General features: G+C 53.2%; 17 protein-coding genes. 10 read left to right on the top strand and 7 right to left on the bottom strand.

What is annotated here, in order from left to right; all coding sequences use genetic code 11:
- Positions 1 to 23 precede the first annotated feature (23 nt).
- Genes SOM82_RS12235 through SOM82_RS12225 form a run of 3 tightly spaced genes read right to left on the bottom strand, consistent with a single transcriptional unit; the run spans position 24 to position 1850 of the window.
- Positions 24 to 419 carry an MAPEG family protein gene (locus SOM82_RS12235; protein WP_095282395.1) on the bottom strand — a complete coding sequence of 132 codons (396 nt, stop codon included), beginning with the start codon at positions 417 to 419 and terminating at the stop codon, positions 24 to 26.
- A 49-nt stretch (positions 420 to 468) separates the two neighbouring features.
- Positions 469 to 1287, bottom strand: coding sequence for a DUF72 domain-containing protein (locus SOM82_RS12230; protein ID WP_320461038.1), 819 nt, complete (start codon positions 1285 to 1287; stop codon positions 469 to 471).
- Positions 1284 to 1850, bottom strand: coding sequence for a hydrolase (locus SOM82_RS12225; protein WP_154125784.1), 567 nt, complete (start codon positions 1848 to 1850; stop codon positions 1284 to 1286). The genes SOM82_RS12230 and SOM82_RS12225 overlap by 4 nt, the downstream gene beginning before the upstream one ends.
- 264 nt (positions 1851 to 2114) lie before the next feature.
- Between SOM82_RS12225 and aspS the strand changes: the two genes are divergently transcribed.
- From aspS to SOM82_RS12190, 7 genes are all read left to right on the top strand, one after another.
- Positions 2115 to 3887: an aspartate--tRNA ligase gene (gene aspS, locus SOM82_RS12220; RefSeq protein WP_320461039.1), complete on the top strand. Its 1773-nt coding sequence runs from the start codon at positions 2115 to 2117 to the stop codon at positions 3885 to 3887.
- Between the two features lies 1 nt (position 3888).
- On the top strand, positions 3889 to 4332 hold the full coding sequence (gene nudB, locus SOM82_RS12215) for a dihydroneopterin triphosphate diphosphatase (RefSeq protein ID WP_154125782.1): 444 nt from the start codon (positions 3889 to 3891) through the stop codon (positions 4330 to 4332).
- A gap of 26 nt (positions 4333 to 4358) precedes the next feature.
- A complete protein-coding gene (locus SOM82_RS12210) occupies positions 4359 to 5099 on the top strand; it encodes a YebC/PmpR family DNA-binding transcriptional regulator (protein WP_100779777.1) in 741 nt (246 codons plus the stop codon).
- Between the two features lie 34 nt (positions 5100 to 5133).
- Entirely contained in the window at positions 5134 to 5655 is a 522-nt protein-coding gene (ruvC, locus tag SOM82_RS12205) for a crossover junction endodeoxyribonuclease RuvC (RefSeq protein WP_154125781.1), read from the top strand.
- A gap of 80 nt (positions 5656 to 5735) precedes the next feature.
- Complete coding sequence (ruvA, locus tag SOM82_RS12200) at positions 5736 to 6347, top strand: Holliday junction branch migration protein RuvA (protein ID WP_320461040.1); 612 nt, start codon at positions 5736 to 5738, stop codon at positions 6345 to 6347.
- An 8-nt stretch (positions 6348 to 6355) separates the two neighbouring features.
- Positions 6356 to 7375 carry a Holliday junction branch migration DNA helicase RuvB gene (gene ruvB / locus SOM82_RS12195; RefSeq protein WP_154125779.1) on the top strand — a complete coding sequence of 340 codons (1020 nt, stop codon included), beginning with the start codon at positions 6356 to 6358 and terminating at the stop codon, positions 7373 to 7375.
- Between the two features lie 176 nt (positions 7376 to 7551).
- Positions 7552 to 8448: a DUF7164 domain-containing protein gene (locus tag SOM82_RS12190; protein WP_320461041.1), complete on the top strand. Its 897-nt coding sequence runs from the start codon at positions 7552 to 7554 to the stop codon at positions 8446 to 8448.
- A 56-nt stretch (positions 8449 to 8504) separates the two neighbouring features.
- Here SOM82_RS12190 and znuB read toward each other — a convergent pair whose 3' ends face one another.
- A complete protein-coding gene (gene znuB / locus SOM82_RS12185; protein ID WP_154125777.1) occupies positions 8505 to 9290 on the bottom strand; it encodes a zinc ABC transporter permease subunit ZnuB in 786 nt (261 codons plus the stop codon).
- Positions 9287 to 10042, bottom strand: a complete 756-nt coding sequence (znuC, locus tag SOM82_RS12180) for a zinc ABC transporter ATP-binding protein ZnuC (RefSeq protein WP_320461042.1) — start codon at positions 10040 to 10042, stop codon at positions 9287 to 9289. The genes znuB and znuC overlap by 4 nt, the downstream gene beginning before the upstream one ends.
- Positions 10043 to 10119: 77 nt before the next feature.
- Between znuC and znuA the strand changes: the two genes are divergently transcribed.
- The 3 genes from znuA (at position 10120) to lpxM (ending at position 13492) form a co-directional block, all read left to right on the top strand.
- The gene (gene znuA, locus SOM82_RS12175; protein ID WP_320461043.1) at positions 10120 to 11064 is read left to right on the top strand and encodes a zinc ABC transporter substrate-binding protein ZnuA; all 945 of its coding nucleotides are present in this window, start codon (positions 10120 to 10122) and stop codon (positions 11062 to 11064) included.
- Between the two features lie 15 nt (positions 11065 to 11079).
- Positions 11080 to 12399 (top strand): murein DD-endopeptidase MepM, encoded by a 1320-nt coding sequence (mepM, locus tag SOM82_RS12170; RefSeq protein ID WP_320461044.1) that lies wholly within the window; start codon positions 11080 to 11082, stop codon positions 12397 to 12399.
- 121 nt (positions 12400 to 12520) lie between these two features.
- Positions 12521 to 13492: a lauroyl-Kdo(2)-lipid IV(A) myristoyltransferase gene (gene lpxM / locus SOM82_RS12165; protein WP_320461045.1), complete on the top strand. Its 972-nt coding sequence runs from the start codon at positions 12521 to 12523 to the stop codon at positions 13490 to 13492.
- 50 nt (positions 13493 to 13542) lie between these two features.
- Here the strand turns inward: lpxM and pyk are convergent, their stop codons facing one another.
- Positions 13543 to 14985: a pyruvate kinase gene (gene pyk, locus SOM82_RS12160; RefSeq protein WP_320461046.1), complete on the bottom strand. Its 1443-nt coding sequence runs from the start codon at positions 14983 to 14985 to the stop codon at positions 13543 to 13545.
- Between the two features lie 106 nt (positions 14986 to 15091).
- Complete coding sequence (locus tag SOM82_RS12155; protein WP_154125772.1) at positions 15092 to 15961, bottom strand: MurR/RpiR family transcriptional regulator; 870 nt, start codon at positions 15959 to 15961, stop codon at positions 15092 to 15094.
- Positions 15962 to 16221: the final 260 nt, after the last annotated feature.

The following is a 16221-nucleotide window of genomic DNA, read 5'->3' as shown; positions in this document are numbered from 1 at the left end:
AAAATAAAGTGGCGTATTGTGCGCTAATGGAAAGAGAAAACCAACTCCCACGGCATATACCAAAGGTTAGCCAGCACCATCAGCAAAAGCGAACACCAGGTTGCGCTCATACCGGAACGACGCCAGCGGAATAAGCGGTGGTGAAAGCCGTAATAATGCATTAAACGTCCGGCGATCAGTAACAGCCCGCAGACGTGAACCATCCAGGTTTCCGCACCATCCATTTCCATTAACAGCAACAGAATCAGCGCAACGGGAATATATTCCACCGCATTGCCGTGAATACGGATTGCACTTTGTAACTCCGAAAATCCGCCGTCACCATAAGAGACGCGGTACTGCATTCTCAGGCGCACAACATCAAACGAAAACTTAATCAGCAGTAATGCACCTAATACGGCATACAGCGCGCTGACCATACAAACTCCCTGTTTTTGGCAGATGGCACTTCTATGATAGGGGTTGCGTTCAGAAAAGAGAAGATTGTTGTGGAATAGCGGGGGCGGGTCCAACCGACGGAGCCGCAGTCTGCAAGGCCTGCCAGAGAGCATCGACCAGTTGAGGTGCCTGAGCGATATCGGGCGTATGCAGGAAAAGGTAAGGTGTGGTGGTCTTTTCCCATTTCGCCAGAGTGTGCAGCCAGATGGCAAAAAACTCGCGGTTTTGCTGCATGGCGTCGCTGCCGATAAACCGCACCATCGGATGACCTGCCGTCACAACCGCATGCACTGGCACTTTGGGTTTTTTACGTTGAGCCTCAATAATCGCTTCGTTATGAGGAATGGCGCTGTGCACCGGACGGCTGTCGAGGATCACCCGGTTGACGCCGCGCTCATTCAGGCCGCGATTCAGCGCTTTTTCTTCTTCGCCTTTAGCGAAAAACGATGGATGCCGAACTTCCACACCGTATGTAAATTCACGGGGAAGGGCGTCGAGAAAATGCCAAAGTGCAGGCAAATCGCCCGGACCAAAGGTGGCAGGCAATTGCAGCCAATACTGGCCGATACGGCTGGCGAGCGGCGACATGCGGCTCAAAAATTCCTCGGTCAAATCGTCACAGTGGCGCAGCGCAGCCTGATGCGAAATGGTCGCCGGAAACTTAAAACAGAAGCGAAAATCATCGGTGGTCTGATCGCGCCAGCGCGCGACGATTTCGGCTCTGGGCAGCGCGTACAGCGTGGTATTACCCTCAACGCAATTAAAGTGTCGGGCATACTCTTCAAGACTGGTAATGCCAAGGCGCACCCATTTTGGGTGCGACCATTGGGGAAGGCCCACGTAGATCATAGGGCGTTGAGGATCTCTTCGGTTGTGCGCACGCGACCAATGCGCGGGAAGATATGCGTCATACTCCCTTGATGCTGATCGGCAGAGGCCGCGCTGCAGGCGTCTTCGGCAATAATAAGATTAAAGCCCAGCTCCCAGGCATTGCGCGCCGTCGACTCGACGCCGATATTGGTGGAAATGCCGCACAGGATGATGGTGTCGATCCCGCGACGGCGTAGCTGTAATTCAAGGTCGGTACCGTAGAATGCACCCCACTGGCGTTTGGTCACTTCAATATCGCTGTCTTGTTTGCCAAGCGCGACGGGATACGTCCACCAGTTTTCCGGCAGCGCTGCGGCAGGGGTCTTTGCGTCAACGGGCTGTTTTAACGCCTCGGCATAATCCGCAGACCAGCCAACGCGTACCATGATAACGGGCGAACCACTCGCACGGCATTTTTCGGCCAGACGCGCGCTGCGGCTGACAACGTCTTCGGCGGTGTGGGGGCCGCCAGCGAAGGGCAGGATCCCTTCCTGTAAATCAATGACGACGAGCGCTGTTTTTGTGGTATCGAGTGTTAACATCATGACTCCGGTCAAAGGAAAAGCGATGGCTACACCTTACGACGAGAAAGGCTGTTGAATATCGGATAATTTTGTTAATTTTTGTGAGAATGAGCAATAACAGCGCAGCAATCGCGCGTCTGGCAAGCTTCTCTCTTATCGTACGGCGGAATTTCCAGTATAATAGCCGCCTTTTTTCATCCAGTTGTGACATACAGAAAGCTGCGACATAGTAGCCTGAAAATCAGGCGACATTTAGCCTGCGGCTAAATTAAGGGATATCTCATGCGTACAGAATATTGCGGGCAGTTGCGTCAGTCCCACGTTGGACAGCAGGTGACCCTGTGTGGTTGGGTCAACCGTCGTCGTGATCTTGGTAGCCTTATCTTCATTGATTTGCGTGACCGCGAAGGTATCGTTCAGGTGTTCTTCGATCCGGATCGTGCGGACGCATTAAAACTGGCCTCCGAACTGCGTAATGAATTCTGCATCCAGGTTACCGGCACCGTGCGTGCGCGTGACGAAAAAAACATCAACGCCGATATGGCGACCGGCGCGATCGAAGTTCTGGCCTCTGACCTGACTATCATTAACCGTTCAGAATCGCTGCCGCTTGACTCCAACCACGTCAATACTGAAGAAGCGCGTCTGAAGTACCGCTATCTCGACCTGCGTCGCCCGGAAATGGCTCAGCGCCTGAAAACCCGCGCTAAAATCACCAGCCTGGTGCGCCGCTTTATGGACGATCACGGTTTCCTCGATATCGAAACCCCGATGCTGACCAAAGCCACGCCAGAAGGCGCGCGCGATTATCTGGTCCCTTCGCGCGTTCATAAAGGCAAATTCTATGCGCTACCGCAGTCTCCTCAGCTCTTCAAACAGCTGCTGATGATGTCCGGTTTTGATCGCTACTATCAGATTGTAAAATGCTTCCGCGATGAAGACCTGCGCGCTGACCGTCAGCCTGAATTCACCCAGATCGATGTCGAAACCTCCTTTATGACCGCCCCACAGGTGCGCGAGATTATGGAAGCGCTGGTGCGTGGTTTGTGGCAGGACGTGAAAGGCGTGGATCTGGGCGATTTCCCGATCATGACCTTCGCAGAAGCCGAGCGTCGTTATGGGTCTGATAAACCCGACCTGCGCAACCCGATGGAGCTGGTGGATGTGGCTGACCTGCTGAAAGCGGTTGAGTTCGCGGTCTTCTCCGGCCCGGCGAACGATGCAAAAGGCCGTGTGGCTGCCCTGCGTGTTCCAGGTGGCGCGCAGCTGAGCCGTAAACAGATTGATGACTACGGCAATTTCGTCAAAATCTACGGCGCGAAAGGTCTGGCTTATATTAAAGTCACCGAGCGTGCGAAAGGCATCGAAGGGATCACCAGTCCTGTTGCGAAATTCCTGAACGCAGAGATCGTGGAAGCCATCCTTGAGCGCACCGGCGCACTGGATGGTGACATGATCTTCTTCGGCGCGGACAACAAAAAAGTGGTTGCCGATGCGCTGGGTGCGCTGCGTCTCAAACTGGGTAAAGACCTGAGCCTGACTGACGAAGCCAAATGGGCGCCGCTGTGGGTTATCGACTTCCCGATGTTTGAAGACGACGGGGAAGGCGGCCTGACGGCGATGCACCATCCGTTCACTTCGCCGAAAGATATGACGGCGGAAGAGTTGAAAGCCGCGCCGGAAACCGCGATTGCGAACGCTTACGATATGGTCATTAACGGCTATGAAGTGGGCGGCGGTTCTGTACGTATTCACAGCGGCGAGATGCAGCAGACGGTATTTGGCATTCTGGGCATCAACGCACAGGAGCAGCGTGAGAAGTTTGGCTTCCTGCTCGACGCCCTGAAATACGGTACGCCACCGCACGCGGGCCTGGCGTTTGGTCTGGATCGCCTGACCATGCTGCTGACCGGCACCGATAACATCCGTGATGTGATTGCCTTCCCGAAAACCACCGCAGCTGCGTGTCTGATGACCGAAGCGCCAAGCTTTGCTAACCCGGCCTCTCTGTCTGAGCTGGGTATCGAAGTGGTGAAGAAGGAAGAGAAAAACTGATATGGCATATAAGCGTCCCGTTTCGGTCTTAGTGGTGATTTACGCGCAGGACACAAAGCGGGTGCTGATGTTGCAGCGGCGCGACGACCCTGATTTTTGGCAGTCGGTTACCGGCAGTCTGGAAGAGGGGGAGACGGCGCCGCAAGCTGCCATGCGTGAAGTAAATGAAGAGGTCACCATTAATGTTGCTCAGGAGCAACTGACCCTGAAGGACTGTCAGCGCACGGTGGAGTTTGAAATTTTTAGCCATTTACGTCATCGCTACGCTCCGGGAATCGAACGCAATACGGAATCCTGGTTCTGTCTTGCGCTTCCCCACGAACGGGAGATCGTGTTCACCGAACATTTGACCTACCGCTGGGTTAATGCGGCTGATGCCGCAGCGTTAACCAAGTCGTGGAGCAACCGGCAGGCGATTGAAGAATTTGTAATTCATGCCGTCTAAATTGACGGTTTATTGGAGATATTTTTATGGCAGGTCATAGTAAGTGGGCCAACACCAAACACCGTAAAGCGGCACAGGATGCCAAACGCGGTAAAATTTTCACCAAAATCATTCGCGAGCTGGTAACTGCAGCCCGTCTGGGTGGCGGCGACGCGGGTTCTAACCCACGTCTGCGCGCGGCGATTGATAAAGCACTGTCAAACAACATGACGCGTGACACCCTGAACCGTGCCATCGCGCGTGGCGTGGGCGGCGATGACGACGCGAACATGGAAACCATCATTTATGAAGGTTACGGCCCTGGCGGTACGGCGGTCATGGTTGAGTGTCTGTCCGACAACCGCAACCGTACCGTGGCTGAAGTGCGTCACGCCTTCACTAAAACCGGTGGCAACCTGGGAACCGACGGTTCCGTTGCATACCTGTTCAGCAAGAAAGGGGTGATCTCTTTTGAAGCGGGTGATGAAGACGCGATCATGGAAGCCGCTCTGGAAGCGGGTGCTGAAGACGTTGTGACCTTCGACGACGGTGCGATTGACGTCTACACCGCGTGGGAAGAGATGGGCGCTGTGCGTGATGCGCTTGAAGCGGCAGGTCTGAAAGCGGACAACGCTGAAGTGTCGATGATCCCATCGACCAAAGCCGATATGGATGCTGAAACGGCACCGAAACTGCTGCGTCTTATCGACATGCTCGAAGATTGCGACGACGTGCAGGAAGTTTATCACAACGGTGAGATCTCTGATGAGGTCGCAGCGACGCTCTAATGAGTGTGTTTGAAGCTCTGACCGGAGACGCGTGATGTCGATCATTCTCGGTATTGACCCAGGCTCACGTATTACCGGTTACGGCGTTATCCGTCAGGTGGGTCGGCAGTTGACCTATCTTGGAAGTGGTTGTATTCGCACCAAAGTGGATGATTTACCGTCGCGCCTCAAGTTGATTTACGCGGGCGTGTCGGAAATCATCACCCAGTTTCAGCCCGACTTTTTTGCCATCGAGCAGGTGTTTATGGCAAAAAATGCCGATTCAGCGCTGAAACTGGGCCAGGCGCGCGGCGTGGCGATTGTTGCGGCGGTGAACCAGGATTTGCCGGTGTTTGAATACGCGGCGCGTCAGGTGAAACAAACGGTGGTGGGAACGGGGAGCGCCGAGAAAAGTCAGGTACAGCACATGGTGCGAACCTTACTGAAACTCACTGCCAATCCCCAGGCGGATGCCGCCGATGCGCTGGCGATTGCGATAACCCATTGCCATGTGAGCCAAAACGCCATGCAAATGAGCGAATCACGGCTCAATCTGGCGCGGGGCAGATTACGATAATGACAAATCAGGCTGGATGTTTATCCAGCCTTTTTTTATTATGGCGCAAGTTAATTTTTTATCTCACGCAGGAGCATCATGTGATTGGCAGACTCAGAGGCATCATCATTGAAAAACAACCCCCGTTAGTCTTGCTCGAAGCGGGAGGCGTGGGATATGAAGTCCATATGCCGATGACCTGTTTCTATGAACTTCCTGATGCAGGCAAAGAGGCAATTGTCTTCACCCAGTTCGTGGTGCGTGAAGATGCGCAGCTTTTGTACGGCTTTAATAATAAGCAGGAACGGATGCTGTTCCGCGAGCTGATCAAAACCAACGGGGTGGGGCCAAAACTGGCGCTGGCCATTCTGTCTGGGATGTCCGCCCCGCAGTTTGTCAATGCGGTAGAGCGTGAAGATCCCGCTGCGTTAATCAAATTACCGGGCATTGGCAAAAAAACTGCCGAGCGTTTAATCGTCGAAATGAAAGACCGCTTTAAAGGGCTGCATGGCGATCTGTTCACTCCAGCCGCCGATCTGGTGTTGACCTCGCCGAGCGGGCCGAATACGGATGATGCAGAACAAGAAGCGGTTGCTGCGCTGGTGTCGCTGGGCTATAAGCCTCAGGAAGCCAGCCGGATGGTGAGCAAAATCGCCAAACCGGATGCCAGCAGTGAAACCCTGATTCGTGAAGCGCTCCGTGCCGCATTGTGAGGTAAAAGATGATTGAAGCAGACCGCCTGATATCGGCCGCCAGCACGGTACCAGAAGATGTGGTGGACCGTGCGATTCGCCCGAAGCTTCTGGAGGAGTACATTGGTCAGCCGCAGGTTCGCTCGCAAATGGAAATCTTTATCCAGGCAGCAAAACTGCGCGGAGATGCGCTCGATCATCTGCTGATTTTTGGCCCGCCGGGACTGGGTAAAACCACGCTTGCCAATATCGTGGCCAATGAAATGGGCGTCAATCTGCGCACCACATCAGGCCCGGTGCTGGAGAAAGCCGGAGATTTGGCGGCGATGTTGACCAACCTTGAGCCGCACGACGTGCTGTTTATTGATGAGATCCATCGCCTGTCACCGGTAGTGGAAGAGGTGCTCTATCCGGCGATGGAAGACTACCAGCTGGATATTATGATCGGTGAAGGTCCGGCTGCGCGATCCATAAAAATTGATCTTCCCCCTTTCACGCTGATTGGCGCGACGACGAGAGCGGGCTCATTAACGTCTCCGCTGCGCGACCGTTTTGGCATTGTGCAGCGCCTGGAGTTTTATCAGGTTGCGGATCTGCAGTACATCGTAGGCCGTAGCGCGCGTTTTATGGGACTGGAGTTGAGCGAAGAGGGCGCTTACGAAGTGGCTAAGCGTTCACGCGGTACGCCGCGTATTGCTAACCGTCTGCTGCGTCGCGTGCGTGATTTTGCTGAAGTGAAGCACGACGGGACCATTTCGCTGGATATCGCCTCGCAGGCGCTGGATATGCTGAACGTCGATGCTGAAGGATTTGATTATATGGACCGCAAGCTGCTGCTCGCGATTCTGGATAAATTCTTTGGCGGACCTGTCGGTCTGGATAACCTGGCCGCAGCGATTGGTGAGGAGCGCGAAACTATTGAGGATGTACTGGAACCGTTCTTGATACAACAAGGTTTCTTACAGCGTACCCCGCGCGGCCGTATGGCGACTGTACGCGCGTGGAATCACTTCGGTATTACCCCACCGGATATGCCTGGATCATCATAATGACCTCACAGGTAATGGACCGTGTTTTTAGGATTTTTGCATGGCCCATTATCTTATTCTATCTCCCTCTTACACCTTGAGCCGGTAGCCCCAGCGGCTTCCCTTTATACTCGCCATTATTTTGGCAGCAATAATCGCTGCTTCACTGGCAGCGCAAAAGGGACAGGGAGAGGGATATGGTTAAGAAACTGGGGATTGCAACTTACGTCGATAACACGCCAAATATGATCGAAGAATTTGGCTGGTTGTATAAGAGCTGGATTTACAGCGGATGTTGGCAGACCTCGGATTTAATTATCGTCCATCATCCCGACCTTAAAAATATCTTCCCTGATGAACCCGGAATTGTTCTTATTCCTTGCTTACCCCATTCCCAAACGGATCCGCTCTTCCATGGTTATCACTTTATCAATTCGATCGCCTGCCTGAGTGGACCTCACATTGATGAGATATTTCAGCGCTACCAATGGATACTGCGCACAGATGCAGACGTTTTTTTGACGCATCACTTGGTTAATTTTGAACCTCTTTATCCGGTTCATGGCCGCGGTAATTATCATTTCATGAGTGACTTCAGAGAAAAAATGCTGGATTTTTGCCAGCGACATAATGTCGCTCACCACCATCGTTTCGGGTGCGGTAGCTCAATATTATTAAGCTCAGAGATGATGGTGCGATTCTTACAGAGGCAAATGCACTGGGCGAAAAAGCTCATTGAATATTTTGGTGAGGATCGAAATGGCTGGGGTAAGTGGCCTGGCTGGTACAGGAGCGTACTGTCTATGTATGCCGCGGAGATCGCCGCTAATGAACGCTGGGGGGATTATCTGCAAAACTGTCGCGAGCGTATTCTGGACATGGAGAGCAATAATAAGGGCAACATTGACACTCTGACCTTACATATTCATGCGACGCCGGGGAGTACTGTATTTTCTAAATTCGGCTACAGGAATGGAGAATACAGTGAGATTGAAAAGGAGACTCTCGATGTACGCCGCGTGGGGGAGTATTGCATGTGGATTGCTATGACATCTCCTGAAATGATAAAGCTGCAGGCGCTTTACCCCTACTGAATACGCCAAAAATATAAAAGTACCGCGTTAATGTTATCAACGCGGTACTTATAAAACTACTGGGCTGTTTTTTTCATCATGCTGAAGATAAACATCAGCGCCGCGCTAAGGACCACTGACGGACCCGCTGGCGTGTCATAAAACGCCGAGAAGGTTAATCCCCCGGTGACGGCAATCATGCCGATGACTACGGCAATAGCTGCCATTTGCTCCGGTGTACGGGCGAAACGACGTGCGGTCGCTGCCGGGATTATCAGCAGTGAAGTGATGATCAAGGCACCGACAAACTTCATTGCAACGCCAATGGTTAACGCAGTCACCAGCATCAGCAGCAATTTCACCCGTTGAAGCTTCACGCCATCAACAAAAGCCAAATCTGCACTGACGGTCATCGCCAGCAGATTACGCCACTGCCACAGCAAAATACCCACCACAAGCACAACGCCGATGGCGATAGAGATGAGGTCTTCCGGGGTGACTGCCAGCAAATCGCCAAACAGATAAGCCATCAGGTCGACGCGAATATTGGACATCAGGCTGACCACCACCAGACCGAGCGAGAGCGCGCTGTGCGCCATGATACCCAGTAAGGTATCCACGGCGAGGTGAGGGCGTTTTTCCAGCCAAACCAGACCGGCGGCAAGCAGTAACGTCACCACTATGACAGCGTAAAACGGATTCACATCGAGCAATAAACCAAACGCTACGCCCAGCAGAGAAGCATGCGCCAGCGTATCGCCAAAATAGGACATCCGGCGCCAGACGACGAAAGAGCCGAGCGGGCCCGCCGCGCAGGCGAGCATAATACCGGCCAGCCAGCCGGGTAATAACAGTTCAATCATGAGTGTCCATTTCCCCGGCGCAGAACAATCCGTCCCTGTAAATCATGGCGATGATTATGGTTATGGCGATAAATGCCCAGCTGTTCCGCTCCCCGGGAGCCAAACATCGAGATAAATTCCGGATGCATCGACACCACTTCAGGGGTACCAGAACAGCAAATATGATGATTCAGGCACAGTACTTCATCGGTTTTCGCCATCACCAGATGCAGGTCATGCGACACCATCAATACCGCGCAATCCAGCTCACGACGCAGCTGATCGATTAAGTCATAAAGAGCGACCTGGCCATTCACATCCACTCCCTGGGTCGGCTCATCGAGCACTAACAGCTGCGGCTGACTTAGCAGCGCACGAGCCAGCAGAACGCGCTGGGTCTCACCGCCGGAGAGTTTCTGCAGGGGAGCTTCAAGCAGGTGTCCTGCCTGAACGCGTTTAAGCGCGGGCAGAATATCGTCTTTACGGGTATTGGGCCGCAGCCGGAGAAAACGACTGACCGTGAGCGGCAAAGTGGCGTCCAGATGCAATTTCTGAGGGACATAACCAATTCTCAGCTTCTCGTCGCGCTTGATGACACCAGAATCCGGTGCTACCAGGCCGAGAACCACGCGTACCAGCGTCGATTTGCCCGCGCCGTTAGGGCCAAGCAACGTTAAGATTTTGCCGGGTTTAAGATCCAGCGACACGTCAGAAAGGACGCGGCGCTGACCAAAAGAGACCGAAATGTTTTCAAGAGAAACTAAAGTTGTCATGTCAATTTAAGCTTGCAGAAGTCAACGAATGTTATAATATCACATTCCACGCATTCATTACGATCATAAGTTGCATTATGTTACATAAAAATACGCTTCTTTTCGCAGCATTATCCGCTGCCCTTTGGGGTTCAGCAGCACAAGATGTTAACGCCGCTGTTGTCGCTTCGCTTAAGCCGCTGGGATTCATCGCCTCCGCCATTGCTGATGGAGTCACTGAAACGCAGGTTTTACTCCCTGACGGTGCATCAGAACATGACTATTCGTTGCGCCCTTCGGACGCAAAACGCTTACAGAACGCGGACTTAGTGGTTTGGATTGGTCCTGAGATGGAAGCGTTCATGCAGAAATCAGCCGGGCAGGTTCCGTCGCAAAAGCGGGTCACTATTGCTGAGCTGGCGGGTGTGAAACCGCTGCTCATGAAAGGTACTGATGACGACGAGCACGAAAGTGACCACAACCATGCTCATGGCGAAAAAGGTGACGACCATCACCATCACGGTGAGTACAACATGCATCTTTGGCTTTCTCCAGAGATAGCGCGGCTCTCAGCGGTTGCAATCCATGACAAATTAGTGGAACTTATGCCGCAAAGTCGAGCCAAACTAGACGCCAACCTGAAGGATTTTGAGGCACAATTAGCCGCAACCGATAAGCAGGTTGGTAACGAGCTCGCACCGTTGAAAGGCAAAGGGTATTTCGTTTTTCATGATGCCTACGGCTACTACGAAAAACACTACGGTCTGACCCCGCTGGGTCACTTTACCGTCAACCCGGAAATTCAACCTGGTGCGCAGCGTTTACATGAAATCAGAACACAGTTGGTTGAGCAAAAAGCAACATGCGTTTTTGCTGAGCCACAGTTCAGGCCAGCGGTCGTTGAAGCCGTGGCCAGGGGAACTTCCGTGCGCATGGGAACCCTGGACCCGCTTGGAACCCATATTCAGTTGAGCAAAGCGAGCTACTCGCAGTTCCTCAGCCAATTGGCGAACCAGTATTCGAGCTGCCTGAAAGGAGATTAACGAGGAAGTGAACACGTGCAACAGATAGCCCGCTCTGTCGCCCTGGCATTTAATAATCTGCCTCGACCCCATCGCGTTATGCTGGGGTCACTTACCGTTCTCACATTAGCGGTCGCCGTCTGGCGACCCTATGTGTACCACCCACATTCAGCCCCCATCGTTAAAACCATTGAGCTGGAAAAGAATGAAATCCGCTCTCTGTTGCCAGAAGCCAGCGAACCTATCGATCAGGCGCCTCAGGAAGATGAAGCCATTCCGCAAGATGAACTGGATGATAAAACCGCCAATGAAGCAGGTATTCATGAATACGTTGTCTCTACCGGCGATACATTAAGCAGCGTTCTGAATCAGTACGGCATTGAAATGGGCGATATCAGCCAGCTCGCCGCATCCGATAAAGAGCTGCGTAACCTCAAAATTGGTCAACAGCTCTCCTGGACACTGACGAACGATGGCGATTTGCAGCGTCTGACGTGGGAAGTGTCACGTCGTGAAACGCGCACCTACGATCGTTCTGGCAACGGTTTCAAGATGACCAGCGAAATGCAGCAGGGCGACTGGGTCAACAATGTGCTGAAAGGCACGGTGGGCGCAAGCTTTGTGGCCAGTGCCCGCGATGCCGGCTTGACGAGTGGCGAAATTAGCTCCGTCATCAAAGCCATGCAGTGGCAGATGGACTTCCGTAAACTGAAAAAAGGCGATGAATTCTCGATTTTGATGTCGCGTGAAATGCTGGACGGCAAGCGCGAGCAGAGCCAATTGATGGGCGTGCGTCTCCGCTCAGAAGGCAAAGACTACTACGCGATTCGTGCCGAAGACGGTAAATTCTACGACCGCAATGGTACGGGTCTGGCCAAAGGCTTCCTGCGCTTCCCGACCGCGAAGCAGTTCCGCGTCTCGTCTAACTTCAACCCGCGCCGTTTGAATCCGGTAACGGGCCGCGTGGCGCCGCACCGTGGCGTTGACTTCGCCATGCCGCAGGGGACACCGGTGCTGTCTGTGGGCGATGGCGAAGTGGTTATCGCTAAACGCAGCGGGGCCGCGGGCTATTATGTTGCCGTTCGTCATGGCCGCACCTATACCACTCGCTATATGCACCTGCGTAAACTGCTGGTTAAGCCTGGCCAGAAGGTGAAACGCGGTGACCGCATCGCGCTTTCTGGTAATACCGGACGCTCAACCGGCCCGCATCTTCACTATGAAGTGTGGATTAACCAGCAGGCGGTGAACCCGTTGACGGCTAAACTGCCGCGCACCGAAGGGTTGACCGGCAAGGATCGCAGCGACTACCTGGCGCAGGTAAAAGAAGTTATGCCGCAACTGCGCTTCGACTAGTTTCCCGATATCAGCAAAGCCGGTGCATGCGTGCGCCGGCTTTTTCTTTTGTGCGTTGAAGTCTGCCTCGCTACACTAACTCATTATTATTATTTCTGCGTCACCAGACCCTGGAACCAGCATGGAAACCAAAAAAAACAATATTGAATACATTCCTGAGTTTGAGAAATCATTTCGTCACCCGCGCAACTGGGGAGCCTGGCTTGGCGTCTATGCGTTCGCGGGCCTGGCGTTGTTGCCCGCTTCGGTACGCGATCCGGTGCTGGGTAAAATCGGTCTGATCGCCGGGCGACTGGGGAAAAGCGCGCGCCGTCGTGCGCAGATCAACCTGCTTTACTGCTTCCCGGAGAAAAGTGATCAAGAGCGCGAAGCGATCATCGACGAGATGTTCACCACCGCGCCGCAGGCAATGGCGATGATGGGTGAGCTGGCGCTGCGTGGCCCTGAAAAGGTAATGAAACGCGTTGAGTGGAAAGGGTTGGACATCATTGATGAGATGCGCCGCAACGATGAAAAAGTGATTTTTCTCGTTCCGCACGGCTGGGGAGTGGATATCCCGGCGATGCTGATGGCTTCGCAAGGGCAGAAAATGGCGGCCATGTTCCACAATCAGGGCAATAAAATCTTCGACTACGTGTGGAATACCGTACGCCGTCGCTTCGGTGGCCGTCTCCACGCGCGAAACGACGGCATTAAGCCGTTTATCCAGTCGGTTCGTCAGGGATACTGGGGCTATTATCTGCCGGATCAAGACCACGGCGCAGAGCACAGCGAATTTGTGGATTTCTTTGCCACCTATAAAGCCACGCTGCCCGCTATTGGTCGTCTGATGAAAGTGTGCCGCGCGCGCGTGATACCGCTTTTCCCGATTTACGACGGAAAAACGCATCTCCTGACCATTGAAGTTCGACCGCCGATGGATGATTTGCTGACGGCGGACGACCACACGATTGCGCGCCGGATGAATGAGGAAGTGGAAATTCTGGTTGGGCCCCATGCGGAGCAGTACACCTGGATACTCAAGCTCCTCAAAACGCGCAAGTCGGGCGAAAAAGAGCCTTATAAGCGTAAAGAGCTTTTCCCGAAGAAATAAAAAATCCCCCGGAAACGGGGGATTTTTTTAACTCACGATCCGCATGGTGATTATTCGACGGTCATCACGCGTGTGGTATTGGTGGAGCCAATAGTGCTCATTACATCACCCTGGGTGACGATCACGATGTCACCAGAGACCAGATAGCCTTTGTCGCGCAGCAGGTTAACGGCATCGTTCGCTGCCGCAACGCCGTCATTGGTGCTGTCGAAATACACCGGCGTGACGCCACGGTACAGAGCCGTCAGGTTCAGAGTACGCTCATGACGAGACATTGCGAAAATCGGCAGACCAGAACTGATACGGGATGTCATCAGCGCGGTACGACCGGATTCCGTCATGGTGATGATGGCCGTGACACCTTTCAGGTGGTTAGCGGCGTACATTGCAGACATGGAAATCGCTTCTTCCACGTTATCGAACTGAATGTCCAGACGGTGCTTAGAGACGTTAATGCTTGGGATCTTTTCCGCACCCAGGCAGACGCGCGCCATCGCCGCCACGGTCTCTGCCGGATACTGACCGGCAGCGGTTTCCGCAGACAGCATCACGGCATCTGTACCGTCCAGCACGGCGTTCGCGACGTCCATGACTTCTGCACGGGTCGGCATCGGATTGGTGATCATTGACTCCATCATCTGAGTCGCGGTGATCACGGAACGGTTCAGCTGACGCGCGCGGCGAATCAGCGCTTTCTGGATACCGACCAGCTCTGGATCGCCGATTTCAACGCCGAGGTCGCCACGAGCAACCATCACCACGTCAGACGCCAGAATCACATCATCCATCGCTTCCTGGCTGCATACGGCTTCTGCACGCTCAACTTTCGCGACGATGCTCGCATCGCAACCCGCGTCACGCGCCAGGCGGCGAGCGTAGTTAAGATCTTCGCCGCAGCGCGGGAAGGAGACCGCCAGATAGTCGACGCCAATCTGCGCTGCCGTGAGGATGTCGGCTTTATCTTTTTCGGTCAGCGCTTCAGCGGAGAGACCACCGCCCAGTTTGTTAATGCCTTTATTATTGGAAAGCGGTCCACCGACAGTCACTTCGGTAAACACTTTCATACCCTGAACTTCGAGTACTTTCAGCTGTACGCGACCGTCGTCGAGCAGCAGGATGTCGCCAGGCACGACGTCAGCAGGCAGACCTTTATAGTCGATACCCACTTTTTCTTTATCGCCTTCGCCTTTACCCAGGTTGGCGTCGAGGAGGAATTTATCGCCAATATTGAGGAAAACCTTCCCTTCTTTGAAGGTTGAAACGCGGATCTTCGGACCCTGCAGGTCGCCGAGGATAGCCACGTGACGTCCCAGTTTTGCCGCGATCTCACGGACCTTATCTGCACGTAATTTATGATCTTCCGGCGTACCGTGAGAGAAGTTCATGCGTACCACGTTCGCGCCCGCAGCGATAATCTTCTCAAGATTATTATCGCGGTCAGTTGCCGGGCCTAAGGTGGTAACGATCTTGGTTCTGCGAAGCCTTCTGGACATGTAATACTCCGTTGACTGAAACAACTTTGGTGTTGCGTGAACATTGATTCGGTGCTGTGTAGAAACTTACCGAATACCGAAAAAAGTAACAACCTTATAACAACATTTAGGGTACATCGCCCTTAATGAGCAATTCTTTATCAAAACGCGATTCCTTGAGCGCTTCTTTGACCCGCTTCAAGTTATCTCTGAATTTTGCGCCGCGACGGAGTGTAAAACCGGTCGCCAGAACATCAATGACGGTTAACTGCGCAAGACGAGAAACCATCGGCATATACATATCGGTATCTTCTGGCACATCCAGCGTGATGGCCAGCGTAGATTCACGGGCCAGCGGTGAGCCAGGCGTGGTGAGCGCGATGACCATGGCATCGTTTTCACGCGCCAGCTGAGCCAGCTCCACCAGACTTTTGGTACGTCCAGTATGCGAGATAAGCACCACCACGTCATCTTCGTTACAATTCATACAGCTCATGCGTTGCAGGACAATGTCATCGGAGTAGATAACCGGCACGTTGAAACGAAAAAACTTATTCATCGCGTCATGAGCCACTGCCGCAGAAGAGCCAAGCCCAAAGAAGGCGATTTTTTTCGCCTGGGTGAGCAGATCGACGGCGCGATTGACCGCAGCCTTATCCAGCGACTGGCGAACGTGATCGAGCGTCGCCATCGCCGATTCAAATATTTTTCCGGTGTAGGCCTCGACGCTGTCATCTTCATCGACATTACGATTTACATAAGGCGTGCCGTTTGCCAGACTTTGCGCCAGATGCAGTTTAAAATCGGGAAAACCGCGCGTTTCAAGACTCCGGCAGAAACGGTTGACGGTAGGCTCGCTAACCCCAGCCTCTTGCGCGAGGGTAGCGATGCTTGAATGAATGGCCTGAGCAGGGGACGCGAGAATAACTTCAGCCACTTTTCGCTCGGATTTGCTAAGGTGTTCCAGTTGAAACTGGATTTTTTCCAGCATATTCATGATGACCAGGCGCTCATGGGTGGAAACGATTTCATTAATGGGTGAAATCGTGATTCGAATTAGGAAGAATATACCCCTCCAGGCGGACAGAAGGGTAATCCACGACAAGAAATGTTGTTGTTTTTTTTCATTACTTGATCGCTGTCGAGTTTTAGCCATCGCCGGGCAGAATAAAGATTCAACGGTTTCAAGGTGATTGCCGTGACTAAAGCGTGAAACCATCGAAAAATCGCGGTATCGCACGCGAGGATAAGCGCTAA

Origin of the sequence: Lelliottia sp. CFBP8978 (assembly GCF_034046055.2) — a bacterium.
Classification (GTDB): domain Bacteria; phylum Pseudomonadota; class Gammaproteobacteria; order Enterobacterales; family Enterobacteriaceae; genus Enterobacter.
The sequence above is the reverse complement of the archived record's forward strand: the minus strand, read 5'-3'. Positions and strand labels throughout refer to the sequence as shown.

What these genes read in the sequence shown, in the direction of transcription:
- nudB (WP_154125782.1), top strand. Translation starts at nt 3,889, where the DNA reads ATGGCATATAAGCGTCCCGTTTCGGTCTTAGTGGTGATTTACGCGCAG.
- aspS (WP_320461039.1), top strand. Translation starts at nt 2,115, where the DNA reads ATGCGTACAGAATATTGCGGGCAGTTGCGTCAGTCCCACGTTGGACAG.
- SOM82_RS12225 (WP_154125784.1), bottom strand. Translation starts at nt 1,850, where the DNA reads ATGTTAACACTCGATACCACAAAAACAGCGCTCGTCGTCATTGATTTA.
- znuC (WP_320461042.1), bottom strand. Translation starts at nt 10,042, where the DNA reads ATGACAACTTTAGTTTCTCTTGAAAACATTTCGGTCTCTTTTGGTCAG.
- SOM82_RS12235 (WP_095282395.1), bottom strand. Translation starts at nt 419, where the DNA reads ATGGTCAGCGCGCTGTATGCCGTATTAGGTGCATTACTGCTGATTAAG.
- ruvB (WP_154125779.1), top strand. Translation starts at nt 6,356, where the DNA reads ATGATTGAAGCAGACCGCCTGATATCGGCCGCCAGCACGGTACCAGAA.
- znuB (WP_154125777.1), bottom strand. Translation starts at nt 9,290, where the DNA reads ATGATTGAACTGTTATTACCCGGCTGGCTGGCCGGTATTATGCTCGCC.
- pyk (WP_320461046.1), bottom strand. Translation starts at nt 14,985, where the DNA reads ATGTCCAGAAGGCTTCGCAGAACCAAGATCGTTACCACCTTAGGCCCG.
- SOM82_RS12155 (WP_154125772.1), bottom strand. Translation starts at nt 15,961, where the DNA reads ATGAATATGCTGGAAAAAATCCAGTTTCAACTGGAACACCTTAGCAAA.
- lpxM (WP_320461045.1), top strand. Translation starts at nt 12,521, where the DNA reads ATGGAAACCAAAAAAAACAATATTGAATACATTCCTGAGTTTGAGAAA.
- znuA (WP_320461043.1), top strand. Translation starts at nt 10,120, where the DNA reads ATGTTACATAAAAATACGCTTCTTTTCGCAGCATTATCCGCTGCCCTT.
- SOM82_RS12210 (WP_100779777.1), top strand. Translation starts at nt 4,359, where the DNA reads ATGGCAGGTCATAGTAAGTGGGCCAACACCAAACACCGTAAAGCGGCA.
- SOM82_RS12230 (WP_320461038.1), bottom strand. Translation starts at nt 1,287, where the DNA reads ATGATCTACGTGGGCCTTCCCCAATGGTCGCACCCAAAATGGGTGCGC.
- SOM82_RS12190 (WP_320461041.1), top strand. Translation starts at nt 7,552, where the DNA reads ATGGTTAAGAAACTGGGGATTGCAACTTACGTCGATAACACGCCAAAT.
- ruvC (WP_154125781.1), top strand. Translation starts at nt 5,134, where the DNA reads ATGTCGATCATTCTCGGTATTGACCCAGGCTCACGTATTACCGGTTAC.